This is a genomic window from Planococcus sp. APC 3906, from assembly GCF_030407685.1.
Taxonomy (GTDB): domain Bacteria; phylum Bacillota; class Bacilli; order Bacillales_A; family Planococcaceae; genus Planococcus; species Planococcus koreensis.
Map to the genome: position 1 here is coordinate 61,331 of NZ_JASDCW010000014.1, position 18,369 is coordinate 79,699.

Annotated in this window: 17 protein-coding genes; 10 read left to right on the plus strand and 7 right to left on the minus strand. The window is 47.0% G+C overall.

Annotated features, from left to right (window positions below):
• Positions 1 to 45: 45 nt before the first annotated feature.
• The 4 genes from QMA09_RS09875 to QMA09_RS09890 all read right to left on the minus strand — a co-directional run bounded on the left by QMA09_RS09875 (position 46) and on the right by QMA09_RS09890 (position 4,595).
• Positions 46 to 789, minus strand: coding sequence for an ABC transporter ATP-binding protein (locus QMA09_RS09875; protein WP_290212988.1), 744 nt, complete (start codon positions 787 to 789; stop codon positions 46 to 48).
• A gap of 1 nt (position 790) precedes the next feature.
• The gene (locus QMA09_RS09880) at positions 791 to 2,422 is read right to left on the minus strand and encodes an ABC transporter permease (RefSeq protein WP_290212989.1); all 1,632 of its coding nucleotides are present in this window, start codon (positions 2,420 to 2,422) and stop codon (positions 791 to 793) included.
• Positions 2,423 to 2,496: 74 nt separating this feature from the next.
• Complete coding sequence (locus tag QMA09_RS09885) at positions 2,497 to 3,564, minus strand: Fe(3+) ABC transporter substrate-binding protein (protein WP_290212990.1); 1,068 nt, start codon at positions 3,562 to 3,564, stop codon at positions 2,497 to 2,499.
• A 149-nt stretch (positions 3,565 to 3,713) separates the two neighbouring features.
• A complete protein-coding gene (locus tag QMA09_RS09890) occupies positions 3,714 to 4,595 on the minus strand; it encodes a LysR family transcriptional regulator (RefSeq protein WP_290212991.1) in 882 nt (293 codons plus the stop codon).
• Between the two features lie 237 nt (positions 4,596 to 4,832).
• On the opposite strand from QMA09_RS09890, the gene QMA09_RS09895 reads away from it, so the two are divergent.
• Positions 4,833 to 6,152, plus strand: a complete 1,320-nt coding sequence (locus QMA09_RS09895) for a GntP family permease (protein WP_290212992.1) — start codon at positions 4,833 to 4,835, stop codon at positions 6,150 to 6,152.
• A 21-nt stretch (positions 6,153 to 6,173) separates the two neighbouring features.
• Positions 6,174 to 6,950 (plus strand): 3-hydroxybutyrate dehydrogenase, encoded by a 777-nt coding sequence (locus QMA09_RS09900; protein ID WP_290212993.1) that lies wholly within the window; start codon positions 6,174 to 6,176, stop codon positions 6,948 to 6,950.
• 38 nt (positions 6,951 to 6,988) lie between these two features.
• On the opposite strand, the gene QMA09_RS09905 is transcribed toward QMA09_RS09900, so the two are convergent.
• A complete protein-coding gene (locus QMA09_RS09905) occupies positions 6,989 to 7,762 on the minus strand; it encodes an alpha/beta fold hydrolase (RefSeq protein ID WP_290212994.1) in 774 nt (257 codons plus the stop codon).
• Positions 7,763 to 7,988: 226 nt separating this feature from the next.
• Between QMA09_RS09905 and QMA09_RS09910 the strand changes: the two genes are divergently transcribed.
• From QMA09_RS09910 to QMA09_RS09920, 3 genes are all read left to right on the plus strand, one after another.
• Positions 7,989 to 9,221: a cysteine desulfurase-like protein gene (locus tag QMA09_RS09910; RefSeq protein ID WP_290212995.1), complete on the plus strand. Its 1,233-nt coding sequence runs from the start codon at positions 7,989 to 7,991 to the stop codon at positions 9,219 to 9,221.
• Positions 9,222 to 9,357: 136 nt separating this feature from the next.
• Complete coding sequence (locus QMA09_RS09915) at positions 9,358 to 9,594, plus strand: hypothetical protein (RefSeq protein WP_290212996.1); 237 nt, start codon at positions 9,358 to 9,360, stop codon at positions 9,592 to 9,594.
• Positions 9,595 to 9,689: 95 nt separating this feature from the next.
• On the plus strand, positions 9,690 to 10,139 hold the full coding sequence (locus QMA09_RS09920) for a HEAT repeat domain-containing protein (RefSeq protein WP_290212997.1): 450 nt from the start codon (positions 9,690 to 9,692) through the stop codon (positions 10,137 to 10,139).
• Between the two features lie 51 nt (positions 10,140 to 10,190).
• On the opposite strand, the gene QMA09_RS09925 is transcribed toward QMA09_RS09920, so the two are convergent.
• The gene (locus QMA09_RS09925; RefSeq protein ID WP_290212998.1) at positions 10,191 to 11,114 is read right to left on the minus strand and encodes a PhzF family phenazine biosynthesis protein; all 924 of its coding nucleotides are present in this window, start codon (positions 11,112 to 11,114) and stop codon (positions 10,191 to 10,193) included.
• A gap of 417 nt (positions 11,115 to 11,531) precedes the next feature.
• Here QMA09_RS09925 and QMA09_RS09930 point away from each other — a divergent pair, with 417 nt between their 5' ends.
• The 4 genes from QMA09_RS09930 to QMA09_RS09945 all read left to right on the plus strand — a co-directional run bounded on the left by QMA09_RS09930 (position 11,532) and on the right by QMA09_RS09945 (position 15,049).
• Positions 11,532 to 12,794, plus strand: coding sequence for a S8 family peptidase (locus tag QMA09_RS09930; RefSeq protein WP_290212999.1), 1,263 nt, complete (start codon positions 11,532 to 11,534; stop codon positions 12,792 to 12,794).
• Positions 12,795 to 12,884: 90 nt separating this feature from the next.
• Positions 12,885 to 14,123 carry a helix-turn-helix domain-containing protein gene (locus QMA09_RS09935; protein WP_290213000.1) on the plus strand — a complete coding sequence of 413 codons (1,239 nt, stop codon included), beginning with the start codon at positions 12,885 to 12,887 and terminating at the stop codon, positions 14,121 to 14,123.
• Positions 14,120 to 14,275: a hypothetical protein gene (locus QMA09_RS09940; RefSeq protein ID WP_290213001.1), complete on the plus strand. Its 156-nt coding sequence runs from the start codon at positions 14,120 to 14,122 to the stop codon at positions 14,273 to 14,275. Before QMA09_RS09935 ends, QMA09_RS09940 begins: the two co-directional genes overlap by 4 nt.
• A 99-nt stretch (positions 14,276 to 14,374) precedes the next feature.
• A complete protein-coding gene (locus QMA09_RS09945; protein WP_290213002.1) occupies positions 14,375 to 15,049 on the plus strand; it encodes a GNAT family N-acetyltransferase in 675 nt (224 codons plus the stop codon).
• A 34-nt stretch (positions 15,050 to 15,083) separates the two neighbouring features.
• Here QMA09_RS09945 and QMA09_RS09950 read toward each other — a convergent pair whose 3' ends face one another.
• The gene (locus tag QMA09_RS09950; protein ID WP_290213003.1) at positions 15,084 to 15,359 is read right to left on the minus strand and encodes a hypothetical protein; all 276 of its coding nucleotides are present in this window, start codon (positions 15,357 to 15,359) and stop codon (positions 15,084 to 15,086) included.
• Between QMA09_RS09950 and QMA09_RS09955 the strand changes: the two genes are divergently transcribed.
• Positions 15,343 to 18,330 carry an EAL domain-containing protein gene (locus QMA09_RS09955; protein ID WP_290213004.1) on the plus strand — a complete coding sequence of 996 codons (2,988 nt, stop codon included), beginning with the start codon at positions 15,343 to 15,345 and terminating at the stop codon, positions 18,328 to 18,330. The two genes, QMA09_RS09950 and QMA09_RS09955, sit on opposite strands and share 17 nt — an antisense overlap.
• The last annotated feature ends 39 nt before the right edge of the window (positions 18,331 to 18,369 follow it).

An 18,369-nucleotide genomic window follows, 5' to 3' on the forward strand; every position in this document is an offset into this window, starting at 1 on the left:
GAAAGTTAACCATTTTAAATCGAAACAGGAAGAATACAAATCATTTTAAACGGATTGCATATCGCGTTGTTCAACTAATGCGACCGCTTCAACGACCGCGTGGCGGTTGATGTTCAAGATGTCGCAAGGGCGTCCGATCACTTCGATCTTGCCTTCTTTCAGCTTGACGATGCGGTCTGCAATCGCGTGCGCGTCATTCTCATCGTGTGTCACGAAGACAGATGTAATGTCGGCTCTTTTAAGGATATCACGCAACTCTTTACGGATTTTCCCTTGCAGTTCGGCATCCAAGTTGCTGAAAGGTTCGTCCAGCAGGATAAGATGCGGTTTCGGGGCAATCGCACGCGCAATCGCAACGCGCTGCTGCTGTCCGCCGCTCAGCTGGTAAGGATAGCGATCTGCGAAGCCTTCTAGTTCCACCAACTCCAGGACTTCCTGCAAACGTTCCTGCTTCGCCGCTTTTTTGAAGCGGAACAAGCCGAACATGATGTTTTCAGCGACCGTCATGTGCGGAAACAATGCGTAATCCTGGAATACCATGCCGATTCCCCGTTTTTCCGGCTGCAAGAATTTCTTTTCATCAAAGATGACGGTGTCTTGAATGTTGAAAGAACCATCTTCCGGTTTTTCCAAGCCGGCGAGTAAGCGCAGCACGGTGCTTTTGCCGCTGCCGCTCGGTCCGAGGATCGAAATGACTTCACCTTTTTCGATCGTCATGGAAAATTGGTCTAAAGCTGCAGTTTTTGTATTGGAATAGGAGAAACACACGTTATCGATGGAAATAAACATATCATTTAGGCTCCTTTTCGATGAATTTATAAAAGACGATAATGGAAAGTGCGCTGATCCCAATGATGAGCAATGAAGCTTGGGATGCTTCCATGATCTTTTCGTCACTGGCGTATTGGAATACTTTCGTTGATAAGGTATCAAAATTGAATGGCCGCAAAATCAATGTCAGCGGTATCTCTTTCAAGATGTCGATGAAGACGATGATGAACCCGCTGATGATTGCGCCTTTGAGCATTGGGACATCGACTTTGAAGAATGTCTTTGTGATGCCCATTCCGAGAAGCCGTGAAGCGTCGCGGAAGTTCGTGCCGATTTTGTCATATCCGGACTCGATCGAATTATAGCCGATAGCAAAAAAACGAATGATGTAAGCGGATATTAACATGATTAAACTTACACTCAATACTAAAGTCGTGTCAAATCCAAGAGCTTGGTAGACAGGCGCAAGTGAGCGGTCAAGGCCGATAAATGCCGTTACCACAGCTACGGCAATGACTGCACCGGGAATGGAATAGCCCAGTATGCTCAAGCGCGGCAGCAGTTTAGCCATCTTGCCGTGGACGAGACGGCCGAAATTCCCGACGATTAATGCAAATGCGATGATGACTGTCGCTGCGATTCCGGCGACCAACACCGAATTTCTTACATAGGACATGAATTCTTCCATGGGAATCGTGCCGAAAGTCAAAATCGTCCAGTCTACCAATTGGATGACAGGAATGAAGAATCCAAGGCTCAGAATCACCAATCCGAAGCCTGTGGCGGCCGCCGCTTTCCAGCCGGTCAGCTGTATAAGCGGCAATGGGCGGACTTTAGTGGTCGAGTAGCTGTATTGGCGCCGTCCGCGCAGCAATTTCTCAATCATCAGAACCAGAATGACAAAGCCCATAAGTGAAGCGGCCAGTTTGATGGATGTCTCAATGTCTCCCAGCCCGAACCAGGTTTGGAAGATCGCTGTGGTGAATGTCTGGATGCCGTAATACTTCACGACTCCATAATCATTCAGTACTTCCAGCACGACCAAACTTGCACCGCCGATGATGGAAACTCGGGAGATGGGCACCACAACACGGAAGAAAGTGCCCCATGGGCCTTTTCCAAGCACCCGTGACGTTTCGATCAACGATGCGGATTGCTGGGACAGGAAAATTCGTGTAATTGTATAGACATATGGGTACAAGAAGATCGTATAAATGAAAATTGCACCCGGCAAATTCATAATGTCAAAATGGGAGGGGTTCACTTCCATCCCGAATCGGTCGCGCAGCGTCGTCTGGATGACGCCGGTATAATTGACGATCCCATGATACGTGTAAGCGCCGATAAAAGGCGGGATGGAGAGGGGCAAAATCAAAGCCCATTTCAAAAAATTCCGCAAAGGGAATTGGTATTGGGCGATCAGCCACGCCAGGCTCAACCCGATGGAAATGGTTAAGACAGCAGTAGCCACAACCAGAATCAGAGAGGTGGATACGAAGGACCAAAGAACGTGTTCCTTCATGTGCGCCCAGTTTTCGTTTGTCGGAGTGAAGATTCCGCCGACAATGGTCAAATTCGGCAAAAACAGAAGCGCCATGATGGCTACTGCCGAAAAGGTCCACACATTGATATTTTTTAAACTTCTTTGCATCTTCCAAACACCTCTCTATTCCAATCGCAAGAAATCCCGTGCTGCGAGGAGACGCAACACGGGGATTCAGTTTATTATTTCCAGCCGACTTCGTTGAAGATCAAAATCGCTTTTGAGTTGTTTGTTCCAAGAGCCGACAATGGAATGTCCTGCTCTTTAAACTCGCCCCATGATTTCAGCAATTCTGTCGCTTCCACTGATTCGTTTACAGGATATTCATAATTCGCTTCTGCAAATGTTCCTTGTGCTTCAGGAGCAGACAAGAACTCAAGCAATTTGATTGCGTTGTCTTTGTTCTTAGCTGATTTTACCACACCCGCGCCGCTGACGTTCACATGTGTGCCTGTAGTTTCCTGGTTCGGGAAGAAGATGCCAAGGTTTTCAGCAACTTTCACTTCTTCAGGGTCTTCAGAGTTCAGCATTTGACCCAAGTAATACGTGTTCATGATCGCGATATCGCCAACACCGGCTGCGATCGCTTTCGCTTGGTCGCGGTCTCCGCCTTCAGGATCGCGTGCAAAGTTGTTGACCATGCCAGCTGCCCATTCTTTCGCTTTTTCTTCGCCGTCAATTTCGATGAATGAAGCCAGCAATGACTGGTTATAAACATTCTCGGATCCGCGGATCAAAATGCGGCCATTCCATTTGTCTTCCGTCAACGCTTCATAAGTCGACAATTCTTCCGGTTTCACCGTGTCTTTATTGTAAACCATTACGCGTGCGCGTTTTGTCAGGCCGTACCACATTTGGTCTGTATCCTGGAAGTTCTCAGGAATTTGTTCGTCCAGCAAGTCGCTTGAAACAGCCTGGAACAAACCATCGTCTTTAGCGCGGAACAAACGTCCAGCATCCGCAGTCAGGAATAGGTCGGCTTCAGTAGCATCGCCTTCACGCTTGATGCGCTCAAGCAATTCATCCGCTTCGCCTTTGATCAAGTTGACTTTAATGCCTGTTTCTTCTTCGAATTTCTTGTAAAGCTCATCATCCACGTCATAATGGCGTGCTGTATATAAATTCACTTCTTTACTTTCTGTATTTTCAGGTGCATCGCCTTCTGACGATTCGTTGCCAGCTTCCTGGTTTCCGCAAGCTGATAATAGAAGAAGCATCAAAACTAGTGCAGCATATAGCATTTTTTTCATGTCTGTCTCTCCCTTTGATTGTTGTTTGAATCCAAATGAAAATGATTCTCAATATCGATTATAGGGGAATGAGAACGTTTGTCAACCGCATAAATTAAAATAGTTAAGGCGATTTAAAGAAAAGTTATTGAAACTGTACACAGCGATAATCAGAATTTCGGCAAGTCGTTGACGAGGGTGATAAACGAGCGCGAAATGTATGGAACATAGCGGTTTTTGGCCATGATAATCCCGAGGCGCCAAGGGAAGGTGCGGCTCAGCGACAAAGTTTTGAACGGTCCGTCTTGAACGCGGTCGCAAATCAGTTTTGGCATCAGCGTGACTCCCAGGTTCTTTTCGACCATGCCGACGATGAAATCCCATTGCGAACTTTCATACGCGACTTTCGGATTGAAGCCCTCGCTCAGGCAAAAGTCGATGGTTTTGCTGTTCAATGTAAATTCCTTACTTAATAGAAGGAAAGGGTCGTTTTTGAAATCGGCCAAGTCGACGATTTCACGGTTAGCCAATGGGTGCGATTCATGGACGAGCAACTTGATTTCCTGTTCAACGAAAGGAATGACATCAAATTTTTCAGCATCGACTGGCAGCATGACAAACCCAAGGTCCACGGCGCCTTCCAATACTTTCTGTTCCACTTTGCGTGCGCCGTATTCAGCGATTTCGACTGTGACATCCGGATAGATGCGCTGGAATTCAGCGATGATTGTCGGGAAAAACAAGGTGCTGATGACAGGGGGCAAGCCGATTCTTATTTTTCCTTTCTTTAAATGCATGACGTCGTATAAAGAAGCGGATAAATCATCCAGGCTATTGACGATTTTTGTTGCCTGTCCATAAACGACTTCGCCGGCATCCGTCAAAGTGATTTGGCGGGCTGATCGGTCAAACAGCACAACATCCATTTCATCTTCCAAATTCTTGACCATTTTGCTCAAGGTCGGCTGGGTGACGTGGAGGGCGAGTGCGGCTTTCGTAAAGCTTTTATGTCTGGCTACTTCTATAAAATACTTGAGTTGGCGAATGTCCATTTGATTGCCCCTTACTTATAACTATTTATTATAGAATATATAGTTTTTATTCATTTTACCTATTCAGTGATGCATTGTACACTAAAAAAAGCCGCTCGCGTCTAAATATTGTGACAAATATTTGGATTTTTTTCTTAGACAATCAGTAAGCGCTTTCACTTTGGATGGCGCGCAGATGGCTGATATAGGGGTAAGGCCATGTTAGCGGCAAGCACAAAAGAAAAAGGGGGAAATAAAATGTTCAGTATGATCGGTTTAATCGGAGGTTTGGCGTTGCTCATTTTCTTGACAATGAGAGGCACGAACTTGTTGATTGCAGGCCCGTTGAGTGCATTGGTCGTTGCGTTGTTCAGCAGCTTGCCATTGTTCCCGCAGATGGTCGGAGAAGGGGAAGTAAACTTTTTAGGAAATTATATGACGGGGTTTTCGGGATTCATCACAGCTTGGTTCCCGATGTTCCTGCTTGGAGCGATTTTCGGTAAATTAATGGAAGACAGTGGGGCGGCAGACAGCGTATCACGCTGGCTGGTCGGCAAATTCGGCATCAAGCGTGCAGTGCTGGCGATTGTCATCGCCTGTGCAGTCTTGACATACGGTGGAGTGAGCTTGTTCGTTGTAGCATTCTCGGTATACCCGATGGCGCTTAGCTTGTTCAAACAAGCAGATCTTCCACGCCGTTTCATTCCGGCGGCATTGGCGCTTGGTTCAGTAACATTCACGATGACTTCAGCCGGTTCTCCGGAAATCCAAAACTGGATCCCGATTGAATTTTTGGGCACTAGCCCTTACGCTGGCTGGGAAGTCAGTATCGTTGTTGCAGTCTTCATGGCGGTATTCGGCTATTGGTGGCTGAAACGCATGATCAGCAAAGCGGTCAATAAAGGCGAACGTTTCGAGTCGCGCAAAACGGATCCGGTGGTACCAGAACGCAATTTGCCAAACCCGATCATGGGCTTGATTCCGTTGCTGGTGGTTCTTGTTGTTTCTTTCATTTTCCATGATTCATTGAAAACATCCGCTTTGGTTATCGCATTGCTTGGCGGGGTTCTTGCAACATACATTTTGAACAGAACACATTTCCAGGATCTTGGCAAAGCATTGACTGATGGAACGATCGGCGCGTTGATCGCGATCGGCAACACGGCAGCGGTTGTTGGCTTCGGCGGCGTTGCAAAAGCCGTTCCAGCGTTCCAGACAGCAGTTGACGCCATGACGAACATCCCGGGCAGCCCGCTGATTGGCGGCGCAATTGCGGTCAGCGTCATCGCCGGCATCACCGGTTCATCTTCAGGCGGCCAGGCAATCGCATTGCCGTTATTGGCGCCGCATTACTTGGATCTTGGCGTTAATGCAGAAGCGCTTCACCGCACAATTTCGATTTCTTCCGGCGCATTGGATTCATTGCCGCATAATGGTTATGTTGTAACGACGATCCAAGGTATCTGTGGCGAGACGCATAAAGCGGCTTACGGTTCAGTGGGGGCTGTGACGGTTATTGTACCGCTTCTCGGTACGATCATTGCAATCGTCCTGTTCTCATTCGGTATGGGAATCTAATATATAGTGGAGGTCATTCGGATGGTTGAAAACAAAGTAGTATTCATCACTGGTGCCGCGAGCGGCATCGGCTATGAAATCAGTGCCGATTTCGCAAAAGCCGGCGCAAAGATTGTGCTGACGGATATCAATGAAGAAGCGGTGCAAAAAGCTGCAGATACATTGAAAAGCCAAGGCTATGAAGCAATCGGCTTGAAAGTCGACGTAACGAGCGAAACAGAACTTGAAGGGGCAATCAAGAAAACGGTTGAGACTTATGGATCGTTGGACGTCCTGATCAATAATGCAGGCATGCAATTTGTTTCGCCGATTGAAGAATTCCCGACAGAAAAATTTGAGTTATTGGTGAAAATCATGCTTGTTGCGCCGTTCGTTGCAACAAAACATGCATTCCCAATCATGAAAAAACAAGGCAACGGCCGCATCATCAACATGGCATCGATCAACGGCCTTGTCGGTTTCGCAGGCAAAGCGGCTTATAACAGCGCGAAGCACGGCGTAATCGGCTTGACGAAAGTCGCTGCGCTTGAAGGCGCAGAGCATGGCATTACAGTGAATGCGATGTGCCCGGGCTATGTGGATACACCGCTTGTCCGCAATCAGCTGAGCGATTTGGCGAAAACGCGCAATGTTTCGTTGGACAAAGTGCTGGAAGAAGTCATCTATCCATTGGTGCCGCAAAAACGCCTACTGTCCGTGCAGGAAATTTCAGATTACACGATGTTCCTGGCAAGCGATAAAGCGTCAGGCATCACGGGCCAGGCTGTCGTCCTTGACGGCGGCTATACAGCCCAATAAACAAAGACGAACCCGCCAGGCAAATGCCTGGCGGGTTTTTAATCGAGAAAATTATCGGTGATGCCGAGGAACAGCCGCGCTTGTTCAACATTGGGCGCGTGTCCTGAACGCTTGAATTCCATGTATAATGCGTCCGGAATCCTTTGTGCGGTCTCACGTCCTTTTGCGGGCGGATTCAATCTGTCATGCGAGCCGCTGATGACCAGTGTTTCTGCTTGGACTTTTGAAAGCGCTGGGCGGAAATCAAAGTCGGCTAAAGCAGCTGATGCGATGCTTTGTTCACGGCCTGTCAGCCCTTCGCTGTTTTCAGCCGTCTTCTCAAGCCATCGGTCGACTTTCTCCTGGTCATGGAACATGAACTTGGAGGATTTTTGGAGCTTCTCAACAATGTTCAGCCCTTGGAATTCCTCCTCATAGCGGTCGAACAGCTCTTCCATCGAAGATTTTTCACCATGGGATTTGGTTGCAACCAGAACGAGCTTTTCAATCCGTTCCGGCATTTCGATGGCGATGCCTTGGGCGATATAGCTGCCCATCGATACGCCGATTACAGAAAGCGATTGGAAATTCAAATGGCGGATGAGAGCAGCCGCATCCTGAATATGGTCATCAAGTGTATAATTTGGCGGCTTAGTGGATTTGCCATGGCCACGTGCATCTGGCGCAATGACCCGGAATTTCTTTTTAAAAAAATTTATTTCCCGGTAGAACATAGCGTGGCTGCTGGTCAGGCCATGCAAAAGAAGCAGCGGCGGCCCTTCCCCGATGTCTTCGTAGTAGATATCCAAGCCGTCTGAGTTGAAATAAGGCATTAGGCTTCTTCCTTTCGATGTCGATAATGGTCTTTACCCTTAATAGAAGCAATTAATCCAGAGGGAGGGGGAGCGGACTGCGCTTTTTATGTTGCAAGCGTCCATTCTTTTAATGAATTAATTTTCTGAAAACTGACTCTTTCCATTAGACACTTGCCGTCTAAAAATGGTTTAGTAGAGAGGATGGAGAATGTATGGAAATTGTTAAACAAAGGGGAGCGATTAAATGAAAGTTACTGAAACTGAATTTCCAATCCAAGCTGTCAGGGAGCAATTTCCGGCACTGAAACGTACATACCACGGAAAAAGCGTGGCGTATTTCGACGGGCCTGGAGGCTCACAAGTCGTTAAATCGGCCATCGATGCCATTGCCGGCTATATGGAGCGCGGGGGTGCGAATCTCCACGGCTCTTTCCCGTCAAGCTGGGAGACCGAAGAAACGATCGCTGGATCAAAAGACGCGGTTGCAGACTTTTTGAATGTCCAGCCCAATGAAGTCGCCTTTGGCGCAAACATGACAACGTTGACAATTGCCATCGCAAATGCGCTCGGCAAACAATTTGAAGCGGGCGATGAGATTGTCGTCACGGAAATGGACCATCGAGCCAACGTCGATCCATGGCTGATGATGGCGCAAGACCGTGGATTGAACGTCCGTTGGATTCCTGTGGATACGGATGCGCTGACGCTTGACCTGAACGATTTGGATCAATTGATCAACGAAAAGACCAAAGTCGTAGCGGTCGGACTGGCGTCGAATGCCGTCGGAACGATTGTTGACATCGAGCCAATTGTCCGGCGCGCAAATGAAGTCGGCGCTTTGGTAGCGGCGGATGCTGTCCATGCAGCTCCACATATGGCATTGGATCGGGAGAAGCAGGGCATTGATATCCTTTTATGTTCAGCTTATAAATTTTTCGGGCCGCATGTCGGCATCGCAGCAATACGCGAAAATATTTTCAAAAACTTGAAGCCGTATAAACTCGTCCCGTCGCCGGATTCTTATCCGGATAAGCTGGAAACAGGCACGCAAAACCACGAAGGAATTGCGGGCATCCGTCCGGCCATCGAGTTTTTTGCAAGCTTCGGCGAAGGGGAAACACGCCGCAGCCGCATCTTGAATGGCATGGAACATCTCGAAGCCTACGAAAACAGTTTGGCAAAGCGTCTGCGTGATGGTTTACGGAAGATGGATAAAGTGACGTTGTTTGAAGCGGCTCCGGAAGTTCCAAAAACACCGACTATCGCATTTCAAGTGGCCGGCACTAATCCAGCTGATGTCTGCAAAATCATGGCCGAGCAGCACAGCATCTTTTTGGCATCCGGCCATTTCTACGCATCAACACTGGCGGAGCGGCTCGACATCAACAAATCAGGCGGCTGGATCCGCGCAGGGCTCGCACCGTATAACACAGCAGAAGAAGTGGACAGGCTTTTAACTGCGGTTGCGGCGTTATAGAAAGGGATCATTCTTTTAGCTGAATCATCCATTTTTTGATAAGTTACGCTAAATATGTTATGGTTGCTACGCACCGAATTAATGGATTCTACGAGACTTTCTTTAGTCAATTTCCAGAAGAAAGCAGGGATAGACTATGAAATTCGACAGCATCCTGGAACTCTTGAAGACAATCAGTTTTTATAATACCGTTGGCATCACCCAGACATTTGCAAAAGATGGCGAAGATTACTTGATCGCTAAATCTGCGGGCAATTCCACTTCCATTGTTGTCACATGCATCGCGACACAGGAATCTACGATTTATGAGGATATAAAAACAGCTGCTGAAGCGATTGAAAGTAAGATCCATGATTATTCCACCGTCACGTAAAACTTCTGGATATCCAGAAGTTTTTCTTTTTTTGTCAAGATGGTGGTACAATACATTAATAAGCTTTTCCCGAAACGGAAATGAACAAAAGGAGAATGAATTTTTTGAGTCAACAATTTAACACGAACCTGCCTGAAAACTACGCCGAATTGAAAAGAGCCGCAAACCGCACAGCGAACTGGAAAGAACGTTTGGCTGCAGTCGAGGAGCTTGGAAATTATAAGCACAAACAGACGATCGACGTCTTATTGCACCGTCTGGAAAATGATCCGGTATATCACGTACAGGAAGCTGCATTTGAAAAACTGGTCGACCTTGGCGAAGATGTTGAAATGCCGCCACGTAGAAAGTTCGACTTGATCAAAGACACCTCGAAAGTTTTAGTGCGCATCAAAAAAAGCTTGCCGCGCGACCACAGCTACGAAGATTTCAAAGTGAAGCTTCAGAAAATGCGCGTCGACATCTATGACACTTATAAAGGTGACAAAGGTGATGACTTCGACCGCTGGCTAGAAGATACTTGGAAGTCGATTCCAGGGAAGTAAATGCAAAAACGCCTCGCAGCTATTCGCTGCGAGGCGTTTTTTTATTGTGCATCAATCCGGCAACAGGATTTCGCCTTGGCCCATTAGGACGGAAATGCCGCCGATTTTCACTTGCTTGAATGTTCCGGCCGATTCGGTGACCGTAATATCGATGAAACTTGGGCGTTTCATCTCGAAGCCCTGTTCACTTCGAATCCGATAAATGCCGCTGGAATTATGGGGTACTGCTCCGTAGGCTACCAAATAAGCGCCCAATGGCCCGCCTGCCGCTCCAGTGGCCGGATCTTCCGCGATGCCCATGGCCGGGGCGAACATCCGGCTATGGACCGTAGACTGCCTTTCTTGTGTTTCGGTTGTGAAAACAAAAATGTTCTGGGTGGCCGGATCTTTGCTGAAATGCCGTTCCCAGATATCCGTCCGGAAATTGATCCTGCGCATGGCGTCGAGTGAGCGGATCGGTATGAAGAGGAAAGGGAGGCCGGAAGAAACCGTCTGAGCCGGAAAACGGCTGTCGAGGTCTTTTGAAGATAAGGAAAGCAAATCGGCGACCAAACCGGCTTTCGAGAATTTTTCGCCGAACTCCGGGAGCGGCTGGGTCATTTCCACTTTTGCCGCTTTCCCGCCTTCAACGAAAACAGTCACCGGCACTGCGCCGACCAATTCTTCGAGCACCCACTCATTTTTGCCTTCTTGCGTTTTGACGAGCTGCCTGTCGGCCATCACAAATGCAGCTCCGACAGTTGGATGTCCCGCAATCGGCAATTCGACTGTAGGGGTGAAAATGCGCAGGCTCTTTTCATGCCCTGAATCTTTGGGAGGACAGATAAAAACCGTTTCCGACAAATTCAATTCACGGGCGATTTGCTGCATCGTGTCAGCGGATAAATTCTCTTCCCCGTAAAAAACCGCCAACTGGTTTCCACCGAAACGCTTTGCCGTAAATACATCAAGCAGCGTGTAATGCAAACTTTTCATAGCCAGCCTCCGTTCTTCTTATCTTCCGATTGAAACATCCAACCTAAAACAAAATTATTAAATCCAGTCCATACAATTATAAAGCTAAAATGCCCATTTGAGGGACTATTCTGTTAATTATTTTTATTTGCTTGAATTCGCTTTGTAGGAAAGTCGTATAAATAATAAGAAAACATGTTATTTTCAACTGAATTTAGCTTTTGAATCAGTACTAGGTCTAGAGGAGTGGTTATAATGTCTCGGTACATAGTTATAATGAATAAATGATGCGGAATTTTCCCAATTACGGAAAATATTCATATCTGCTAACGTTAGATGTGAGGCAAGGTTCTCCCATTCATGGAGACACGGAAGCGTTGTGCGGGACGCCGCTCTAGCTTTGTTTGCCGACTATTTGATGGAAAAGGGGATTGGACGATGAAAAGATCGGCAAAGTTTGTGACATCAGTTATGCTGGCGGCGACATTGCTTGTACCGGCAATGGGCGTTAGCGCAAATGGAGACTTCTCCACACAGAATACGAATGAGAAATTCCGGGTATTGGTCGATTCTGCTAGCCAAAAAGAGTTGAAGAACGCCAAAGAACGATACGGCGTCCACTGGGATTTCCAAACTGAAGGATTCACTACGAATATGAATGCCAAGCAATTCGAAGCTTTGCAGAAAAATAAAAACCTGACTGTCGAAAAAGTGCCTGAATTCTCGATTGAAGAAACTTCTTCAAAACCGGAAGCGGCATACGCAGCAATGGCAGCATCGCAATCGACGCCATGGGGCATCAAAGCAATTTATAACGACAGCGCATTGACTAAAACTTCAGGCGGAGCGGGCATCAACATCGCCGTGCTTGATACAGGCGTCAACAAAACACATGCGGATCTAGTGAACAACGTTGAACAATGCAAAGATTTCACTGTCGGCACGAGCATTGTTAATGGATCTTGCGTAGACAGACAAGGGCACGGGACACACGTTGCCGGAACTGCGCTGGCTGATGGCGGTTCAGGTTCAGGCGTCTACGGCGTAGCACCAGCTGCTGACCTATGGGCGTATAAAGTATTGGGCGATGACGGCTCAGGCTATTCAGATGATATCGCGAATGCCATCCGCCACGTTGCGGATCAAGCAGTTTCATTGAATACAAAAGCCATTATCAATATGTCATTGGGTTCATCAGGTGAAAGCAGCCTGATTACAAACGCAGTGAACTACGCATACGGCAAAGGCGTGTTAATCATTGCAGCTGCCGGAAACTCAGGCCCGTACCAAGGATCAATCGGCTACCCGGGCGCATTGCAGAATGCAGTCGCAGTCGCAGCTCTTGAAAATGTCATCCAGAACGGCACGTACCGAGTAGCTGATTTCTCTTCACGCGGCTATAGCTCGACAGACGGCGACTACGTTATCCAAAAAGGTGATGTAGAGGTTTCTGCACCAGGTGCGGCTATTTACTCAACTTGGTATACAGGCGGCTACTCAACGATCAGCGGAACATCAATGGCTTCCCCGCATATCGCAGGTTTGGCAGCAAAAGTTTGGGCAGCAAACCCGACAGTCAGCCACACGACAATCCGCAATGATTTGCAGAACCGCGCATATAACTACGACATCCTTTCAGGATCAGGCGCAGGCTACGGCGATGACTATGCTTCAGGATTCGGTTTTGCACGTTTGCGTTAAGAAATAGGACCCCCTAAACAGTTCCAGTATAATGCTGGAACTGTTTTTTTATGGTAAAATTTTAACTATTCGGATTAAAAGGGTGATCGCATGAATATCGGTTCTGTCATCAAGTATTACCGCACGAAAAATAGCATGACCCAATTGCAATTGGCCGATGGGATCTGCTCGATTTCCCATTTGAGTAAAATTGAATCGAATGCATACGTGCCGCATGAATCGACGATTGAAGCATTGTTGGCGAAAATGGGCGTACACTGGCAGAAGGAAGTGGAGCGGCATAAGAGGCTCCAAAGGCAGCTTGGCGAATTCATCGATTCATCGCTGCATTACGACCTGGAGAATATGCGAAAACTTTATCATCAATTGAAATTGGAGAACGATTACATCCAATCCACTGAATTGGTCAATCAATATGAGCTGTATAAATTCCGTTACTATATTTATGAAATCGACCAGCCGCAAGCTGAGCGGCAGAAGAACATGCTGGAGCGGCTGACGGGTTCTTTTTCGGCACCAGAAAAATGGCTTTATAAATTCTTCTTATCGATCTATTACTCAATGCTCAATAAAACGGAGCAATCCCTGGACTGCCTTGAAATGCTTGACCAAGGCATCCAAAGCATTCCACAAAAATTCGAAGGAGAGTTTTATTACCAGAAAGCGCGGCTGATGATTGTACTGGACCGATTTGAGGTGTCTGCTTATTATGCGGAACTGGCCGTCCAATTTTACCAGCTCCATCATAATTACATCCGGCTCATGCATGCCCAGCTGCTATTGGCGATCAATTACACGCGGCGCAATCTGCATGTCCAGGCAAGCGGCCTTTATGAAGTATTGAAGCGCAATGCGCGCCTTACCGGCCAGACAGAGCTATTCCACCAAACATCTTATAATTATATTGAATTGCTGAAAGTGACAGGTGAATATGGAAAAGCCTACGATTTTCTGCGCGACTTGAAGAATAGCCTGCCAGAGGATTCGTATTTTTATAAAGCCGTGTTATTGAGCAAGATTGAAGCGGCTATTGAATCAGGAATCGATGCCTCCCATTTGATCAGGGAAGTTCGGGCCTTGCTGCAGCAAAGCCCCGACGAACAAGTAGCGATATACTGCAACTACTTCGAGAAGCGAAATTTTTCCCAACCAGACCTAATGTCCTATTGTGAAACAATAATGTTTCCATTTTTCAGAAAAAATGGTTATATAAAAGAAAGTAAGAAAATTGCTGTTGATTTAGTAAACTATTACCAACAGCAAAAAGAGTGGGAAAAAGCGAATTTCTACCGCTCATACTATAATCGCAATGGAGGGGAACTTTTATGAAAATCGGCAAAAAAATTGCTGCTGCTGCAGTTATCGCTGCAGTTTTGGCAGGCGCTACCGGGCAATTGGAAGAAACAGAAGTTAAAGCGGCAACTGCATCCCAGGCTGAAGCTAAGCCAATGGCAGTACCGGTCATCTTGCCTCCACTATAAGAAAATCAGCTAAACCAACCTTCCGGCGAAACAGCCGGGAGGTTTTTTAATGTTTTCTATATAATAAAGGGAAAGACAGAACAACTGGGAGGAATGAACATGTACCGCAAAGAGCAATACGTTAGTGAAAACGGCAAACCCGTTAAGGCGGCAGTGCGCCCTTACACAGAGCAGGATTTTGATGCGTTGATCGGCATCCAGCGCGCAAGTTTCCCGCCGCCATTTTCGGAAGAGCTGTGGTGGAGCAAAGATCAATTGGCGAATCACGTACAGTATTATCCTGAAGGTGCGTTATGCGTCGAGGTGGAAGGGGAAATGGCAGGGTCCATCACCGGTCTGCTGACAGATTTTGATGCTGCTTCTCCGCATCATAGCTGGAGCGAGGCGACAGCTGACGGCTCTATAACGAATCACAATCCGCATGGCAAAACGCTGTACATCGCTGATATCTGCGTCAGCCCCGCTTTCCGGAAAATGGACCTTGGAAGATTGCTGATGCAATCCTATTACGAACGAGCCGTCCATGACGGGCTTGAACGCGTTCTTGGGGGCGGCAGGATGCCAGGGTATTTCAAGCATTCATCTGAACTTTCACCCGAAGAATACTTAGCCGATGTGGTATCAGGCAAGCTCAAAGATCCGGTGGTATCTTTTTTGCTGCGATGCGGCAGAACGCCAGTTTGCGTCATCAATGATTACTTGGAAGACGCGGACTCTTTGAATTATGCAGCATTGATGGAATGGAAAAATCCATTCCAGCCAGAATTGCTGTAAAAAGCTGAATTTCTTTATGCTTGCAGGATTGATTCTAGGCCAGCAACAATCCTTTGTTCTTCTGCATTGATTTTGAGGTATAATAATCTATATTAATAAATACAAAGTAGGAGATGAAGTCAGTATTGTTTGAATTTTTCAGTCCATTTTTAGTAATTTTATCTGTTTTTACTGCCATCATTTCATCATATATAGCATTGGTCTTAACGGAAAAAATAAATGGCGCAAGCCTCATCCAAAAAAGAACACTGACCATCTTTGCTGCATGTGCGGTCGGGGTTGGAATATTTACGATGCATTTTACCGGCATGGCGGCTTCTCATCCGACTGTCAGAATAAGCTATAACCCGCTCATATTGGCTGGGGCGCTGGCAACGTCGATTCTTGGATCCTATGGCGCTTTTTATTTTTTATACGTTAAAAATACCTTCAAATGGAAAAGTGTTCTCAGCAGCCTGCTCTTAGGTGCGGGGATCTTTCTCAGCCATTATATTGCAGTGCTGGCTGTCAATGTACAGATGAATTTCCATTTCAATCTTTTGAATTCAGCATTGTCCCTGTTCATGGCTTTCGTTTTTTCTTCATTGGCTACGCGGCTTTTCATCCTTGCAGCTTACAGTAAAAAATCGATTGCCCGAAAATCGATCAGTGCAGTGGTACTGGGCCTTTTGGTTGCCGTGATGCATTATAGTTCCACTAGTGGATCGGTGATGGAGCTGCAGCCCGAGGCCAGGGCATTGAATTACGCGGATTATTCCCTATTGCTGTTCGTGCTGACGATGATTTTGTTCATGATTTTTTTAGCCGTGTTTTTCGCTGTGCTGGATTACCGGTCACTTGCCATTGAAAAAAAAATGCAGAAGACCTTAAAAGAAAACGAGGCGCGATTCCGCAAATTGGTGGAGTTGTCTCCTGAACCGATTGTTGTGCAGAGCGGCGGCGATATTACTTTTGTCAACCAGGCTTGCCTGAATATGGTGAACGTGGGGACAAAGCATGAACTGGTCGGGAAGAACGTTCTTGATTTTGTGCCGTCCGATAGCCGAGAAGCGATTAAGCAGCGCGTCAGCAGGATGGTGTCAGGTGAAAATGAGACGCCGATTGAACAGGAACTTGTCATTGCTGGAGGCAAGCCGTTGGAAGTTGAAATAAGGGGAGCGCGGATGGAATTTGAGGGGAACCCATCCATCCAGTTGATCTTGCGTGACATCACTGAACAGAAAAGAGTGCGGCGGAAATTGGAAGAAAGCGAACAGCGCTACCAATCACTTTTCCTGCATAACCCCGAAGGCGTTTACTCGATGGACGCGCAGGGGAAGATGCTGAATATCAATCAGGCGTTGGTCGATATGCTCGGCTATTCAAGAACGGAATTCGCCAGCCTGACTTTCCATAAAATTGTGGTGCCGGAATTCCTGCCGGAGACGATTCGGAATTTTGAGCTTGCTTTAAAGGGGACGCCGCGAAATTACGAACTCATCGGGATTCACCGCAATGGAAACACCGTACCGTTTCATATTACAAACCTGCCAATTATCGTTGACAATGAAATCATCGGCGTTTTTGGCATCGCAAAGAACATTTCGAAAGAGAAGAAAGCAACTCAGCTTTTAGAAGAAAACGAAGAGAAATACCGTTCGTTGTTTGAGCAGAATCTGGATGCCGTATTTGAACTGGATATGGACGGGAATTTTACAAACGTCAACCACAATGCGGAAAAGCTGACTGGCTATAACAAACAAGAACTGCATTCGATGGCATTCCCCGCATTAATTGCAGAAAATTTAGCGGAAGTGCAGCACACATTCACATTGGCGAAACACGGCAAGTCTCTCCGCTCGGAGCAAAAGCTGATTGATAAATTCGGCAAGAAAATCGAAGTGGACGTCAATGTCGTGCCTATCAAACGCCAAGGCCAAGTCGATGGAGCCTTTTCGATTGCCAGAGATGTGACGGAGAAGAAGCGCATCGAGAAAAAAGTCAGCGATTTGGCATTTACAGATCAATTGACCGGACTGCCTAACAGGCATTGGTTCTATGAAAACCTTGCGAAGGCCGCTAAGCGCGCCCAGCAGCTGCATCGCTCGCTTGCAGTGGTCATTATTGATTTTGATGATTTTAAAGGCGTCAATGATTTATTGGGCCATCATGGCGGCGACCTCTTTTTACAAGTTGTTTCGGAGCGCATTAAAAACTGCCTGCGCCCTGTAGACCGTCTTTCGCGCCATGGGGGTGACGAATTTATTGTGGTTCTCGAGTCGGCGGATGAAAATTACCTGGAGCGGCTGAGCCAAAAAATCATTAAAGAGATGAACCGCCCTGTCTTTCTCATGGATCATGAGTTGGTCGTGACCATCAGCATCGGCATCAGCTTCCAGTCGAGCTGCACTTGCGACGCTGGGATGCTGATCCGACAAGCGGACTTTGCGCTATATTCAGCGAAAGAAAAAGGCAAGAACAACTATCAATTCTATACCGATGATTTAAATGAAAAAGCGACAAGAAAATTCCAGATTGAAAATGCTTTGAGAAAAGCGATCGATAACGGAGAATTTCTTCTGTATTACCAGCCGCAAATCGAACTGCAGTCGAACCGTTTGGTCGGCCTGGAAGCGCTATTGCGCTGGCAATCGCCGTTCGGCATGGTACAGCCGAATGAATTCATTCCGATAGCTGAAGAGACCGGGCTCATTCTGCCAATCGGCGAATGGGTCCTTGATGAGGCATGCAGGCAGCTGAAAGAATGGGAGCGCCTCGGATTCCCGGCAGTTAAAGTCTCTGTCAATGCATCCGCCCGCCAGTTCCGGGACCCGAACTTCAGCCGAAAAGTGGAGAGCATTTTGAAAAAGTATCAGGTGGATACCCGCTTTTTTGAAATTGAAATCACTGAAAGTGTCATGTTCGACGTCGAAGAATCATCGAAATTAATGGAAGAGCTTAGAAAACTGGGCATAAAGATTGCGATAGACGATTTCGGCGCTGGCTTCTCGTCGTTGACGGTCATCAAGAACATCAGTATTGATACACTTAAAATCGATAAATCGCTGATTGACGACATCATCGGCAACCACCGCAATCTGGCCATCCTATCTGCCATCATTCAGGTTGGCAAAAACCTCCAAACCGAAGTTATTGCGGAAGGAATCGAAACCAAAGAACAAATGGAATTGCTGAAGTCCTTCAACGTGACAGGGCAAGGCTATTATTTCAGCAAACCTGCTCTGCCCGAACAATTTGAAAAAGCGTGGCAGCAAGAAAAAGAGTGGAGCCCACGGCGATAAAAAAAGGAAAGAGGTTTTGGCTAAGCGCCAAAACCTCTT

Coding starts and splice junctions, on each gene's coding strand:
- QMA09_RS09930 (WP_290212999.1), top strand. CDS start 11,532: ATGAAAAGATCGGCAAAGTTTGTGACATCAGTTATGCTGGCGGCGACA.
- QMA09_RS09940 (WP_290213001.1), top strand. CDS start 14,120: ATGAAAATCGGCAAAAAAATTGCTGCTGCTGCAGTTATCGCTGCAGTT.
- QMA09_RS09915 (WP_290212996.1), top strand. CDS start 9,358: ATGAAATTCGACAGCATCCTGGAACTCTTGAAGACAATCAGTTTTTAT.
- QMA09_RS09910 (WP_290212995.1), top strand. CDS start 7,989: ATGAAAGTTACTGAAACTGAATTTCCAATCCAAGCTGTCAGGGAGCAA.
- QMA09_RS09955 (WP_290213004.1), top strand. CDS start 15,343: ATGCATTTTACCGGCATGGCGGCTTCTCATCCGACTGTCAGAATAAGC.
- QMA09_RS09900 (WP_290212993.1), top strand. CDS start 6,174: ATGGTTGAAAACAAAGTAGTATTCATCACTGGTGCCGCGAGCGGCATC.
- QMA09_RS09905 (WP_290212994.1), bottom strand. CDS start 7,762: ATGCCTTATTTCAACTCAGACGGCTTGGATATCTACTACGAAGACATC.
- QMA09_RS09945 (WP_290213002.1), top strand. CDS start 14,375: ATGTACCGCAAAGAGCAATACGTTAGTGAAAACGGCAAACCCGTTAAG.
- QMA09_RS09885 (WP_290212990.1), bottom strand. CDS start 3,564: ATGAAAAAAATGCTATATGCTGCACTAGTTTTGATGCTTCTTCTATTA.
- QMA09_RS09950 (WP_290213003.1), bottom strand. CDS start 15,359: ATGCCGGTAAAATGCATCGTAAATATTCCAACCCCGACCGCACATGCA.
- QMA09_RS09920 (WP_290212997.1), top strand. CDS start 9,690: ATGAATTTTTTGAGTCAACAATTTAACACGAACCTGCCTGAAAACTAC.
- QMA09_RS09875 (WP_290212988.1), bottom strand. CDS start 789: ATGTTTATTTCCATCGATAACGTGTGTTTCTCCTATTCCAATACAAAA.
- QMA09_RS09890 (WP_290212991.1), bottom strand. CDS start 4,595: ATGGACATTCGCCAACTCAAGTATTTTATAGAAGTAGCCAGACATAAA.
- QMA09_RS09925 (WP_290212998.1), bottom strand. CDS start 11,114: ATGAAAAGTTTGCATTACACGCTGCTTGATGTATTTACGGCAAAGCGT.
- QMA09_RS09895 (WP_290212992.1), top strand. CDS start 4,833: ATGTTCAGTATGATCGGTTTAATCGGAGGTTTGGCGTTGCTCATTTTC.
- QMA09_RS09935 (WP_290213000.1), top strand. CDS start 12,885: ATGAATATCGGTTCTGTCATCAAGTATTACCGCACGAAAAATAGCATG.
- QMA09_RS09880 (WP_290212989.1), bottom strand. CDS start 2,422: ATGCAAAGAAGTTTAAAAAATATCAATGTGTGGACCTTTTCGGCAGTA.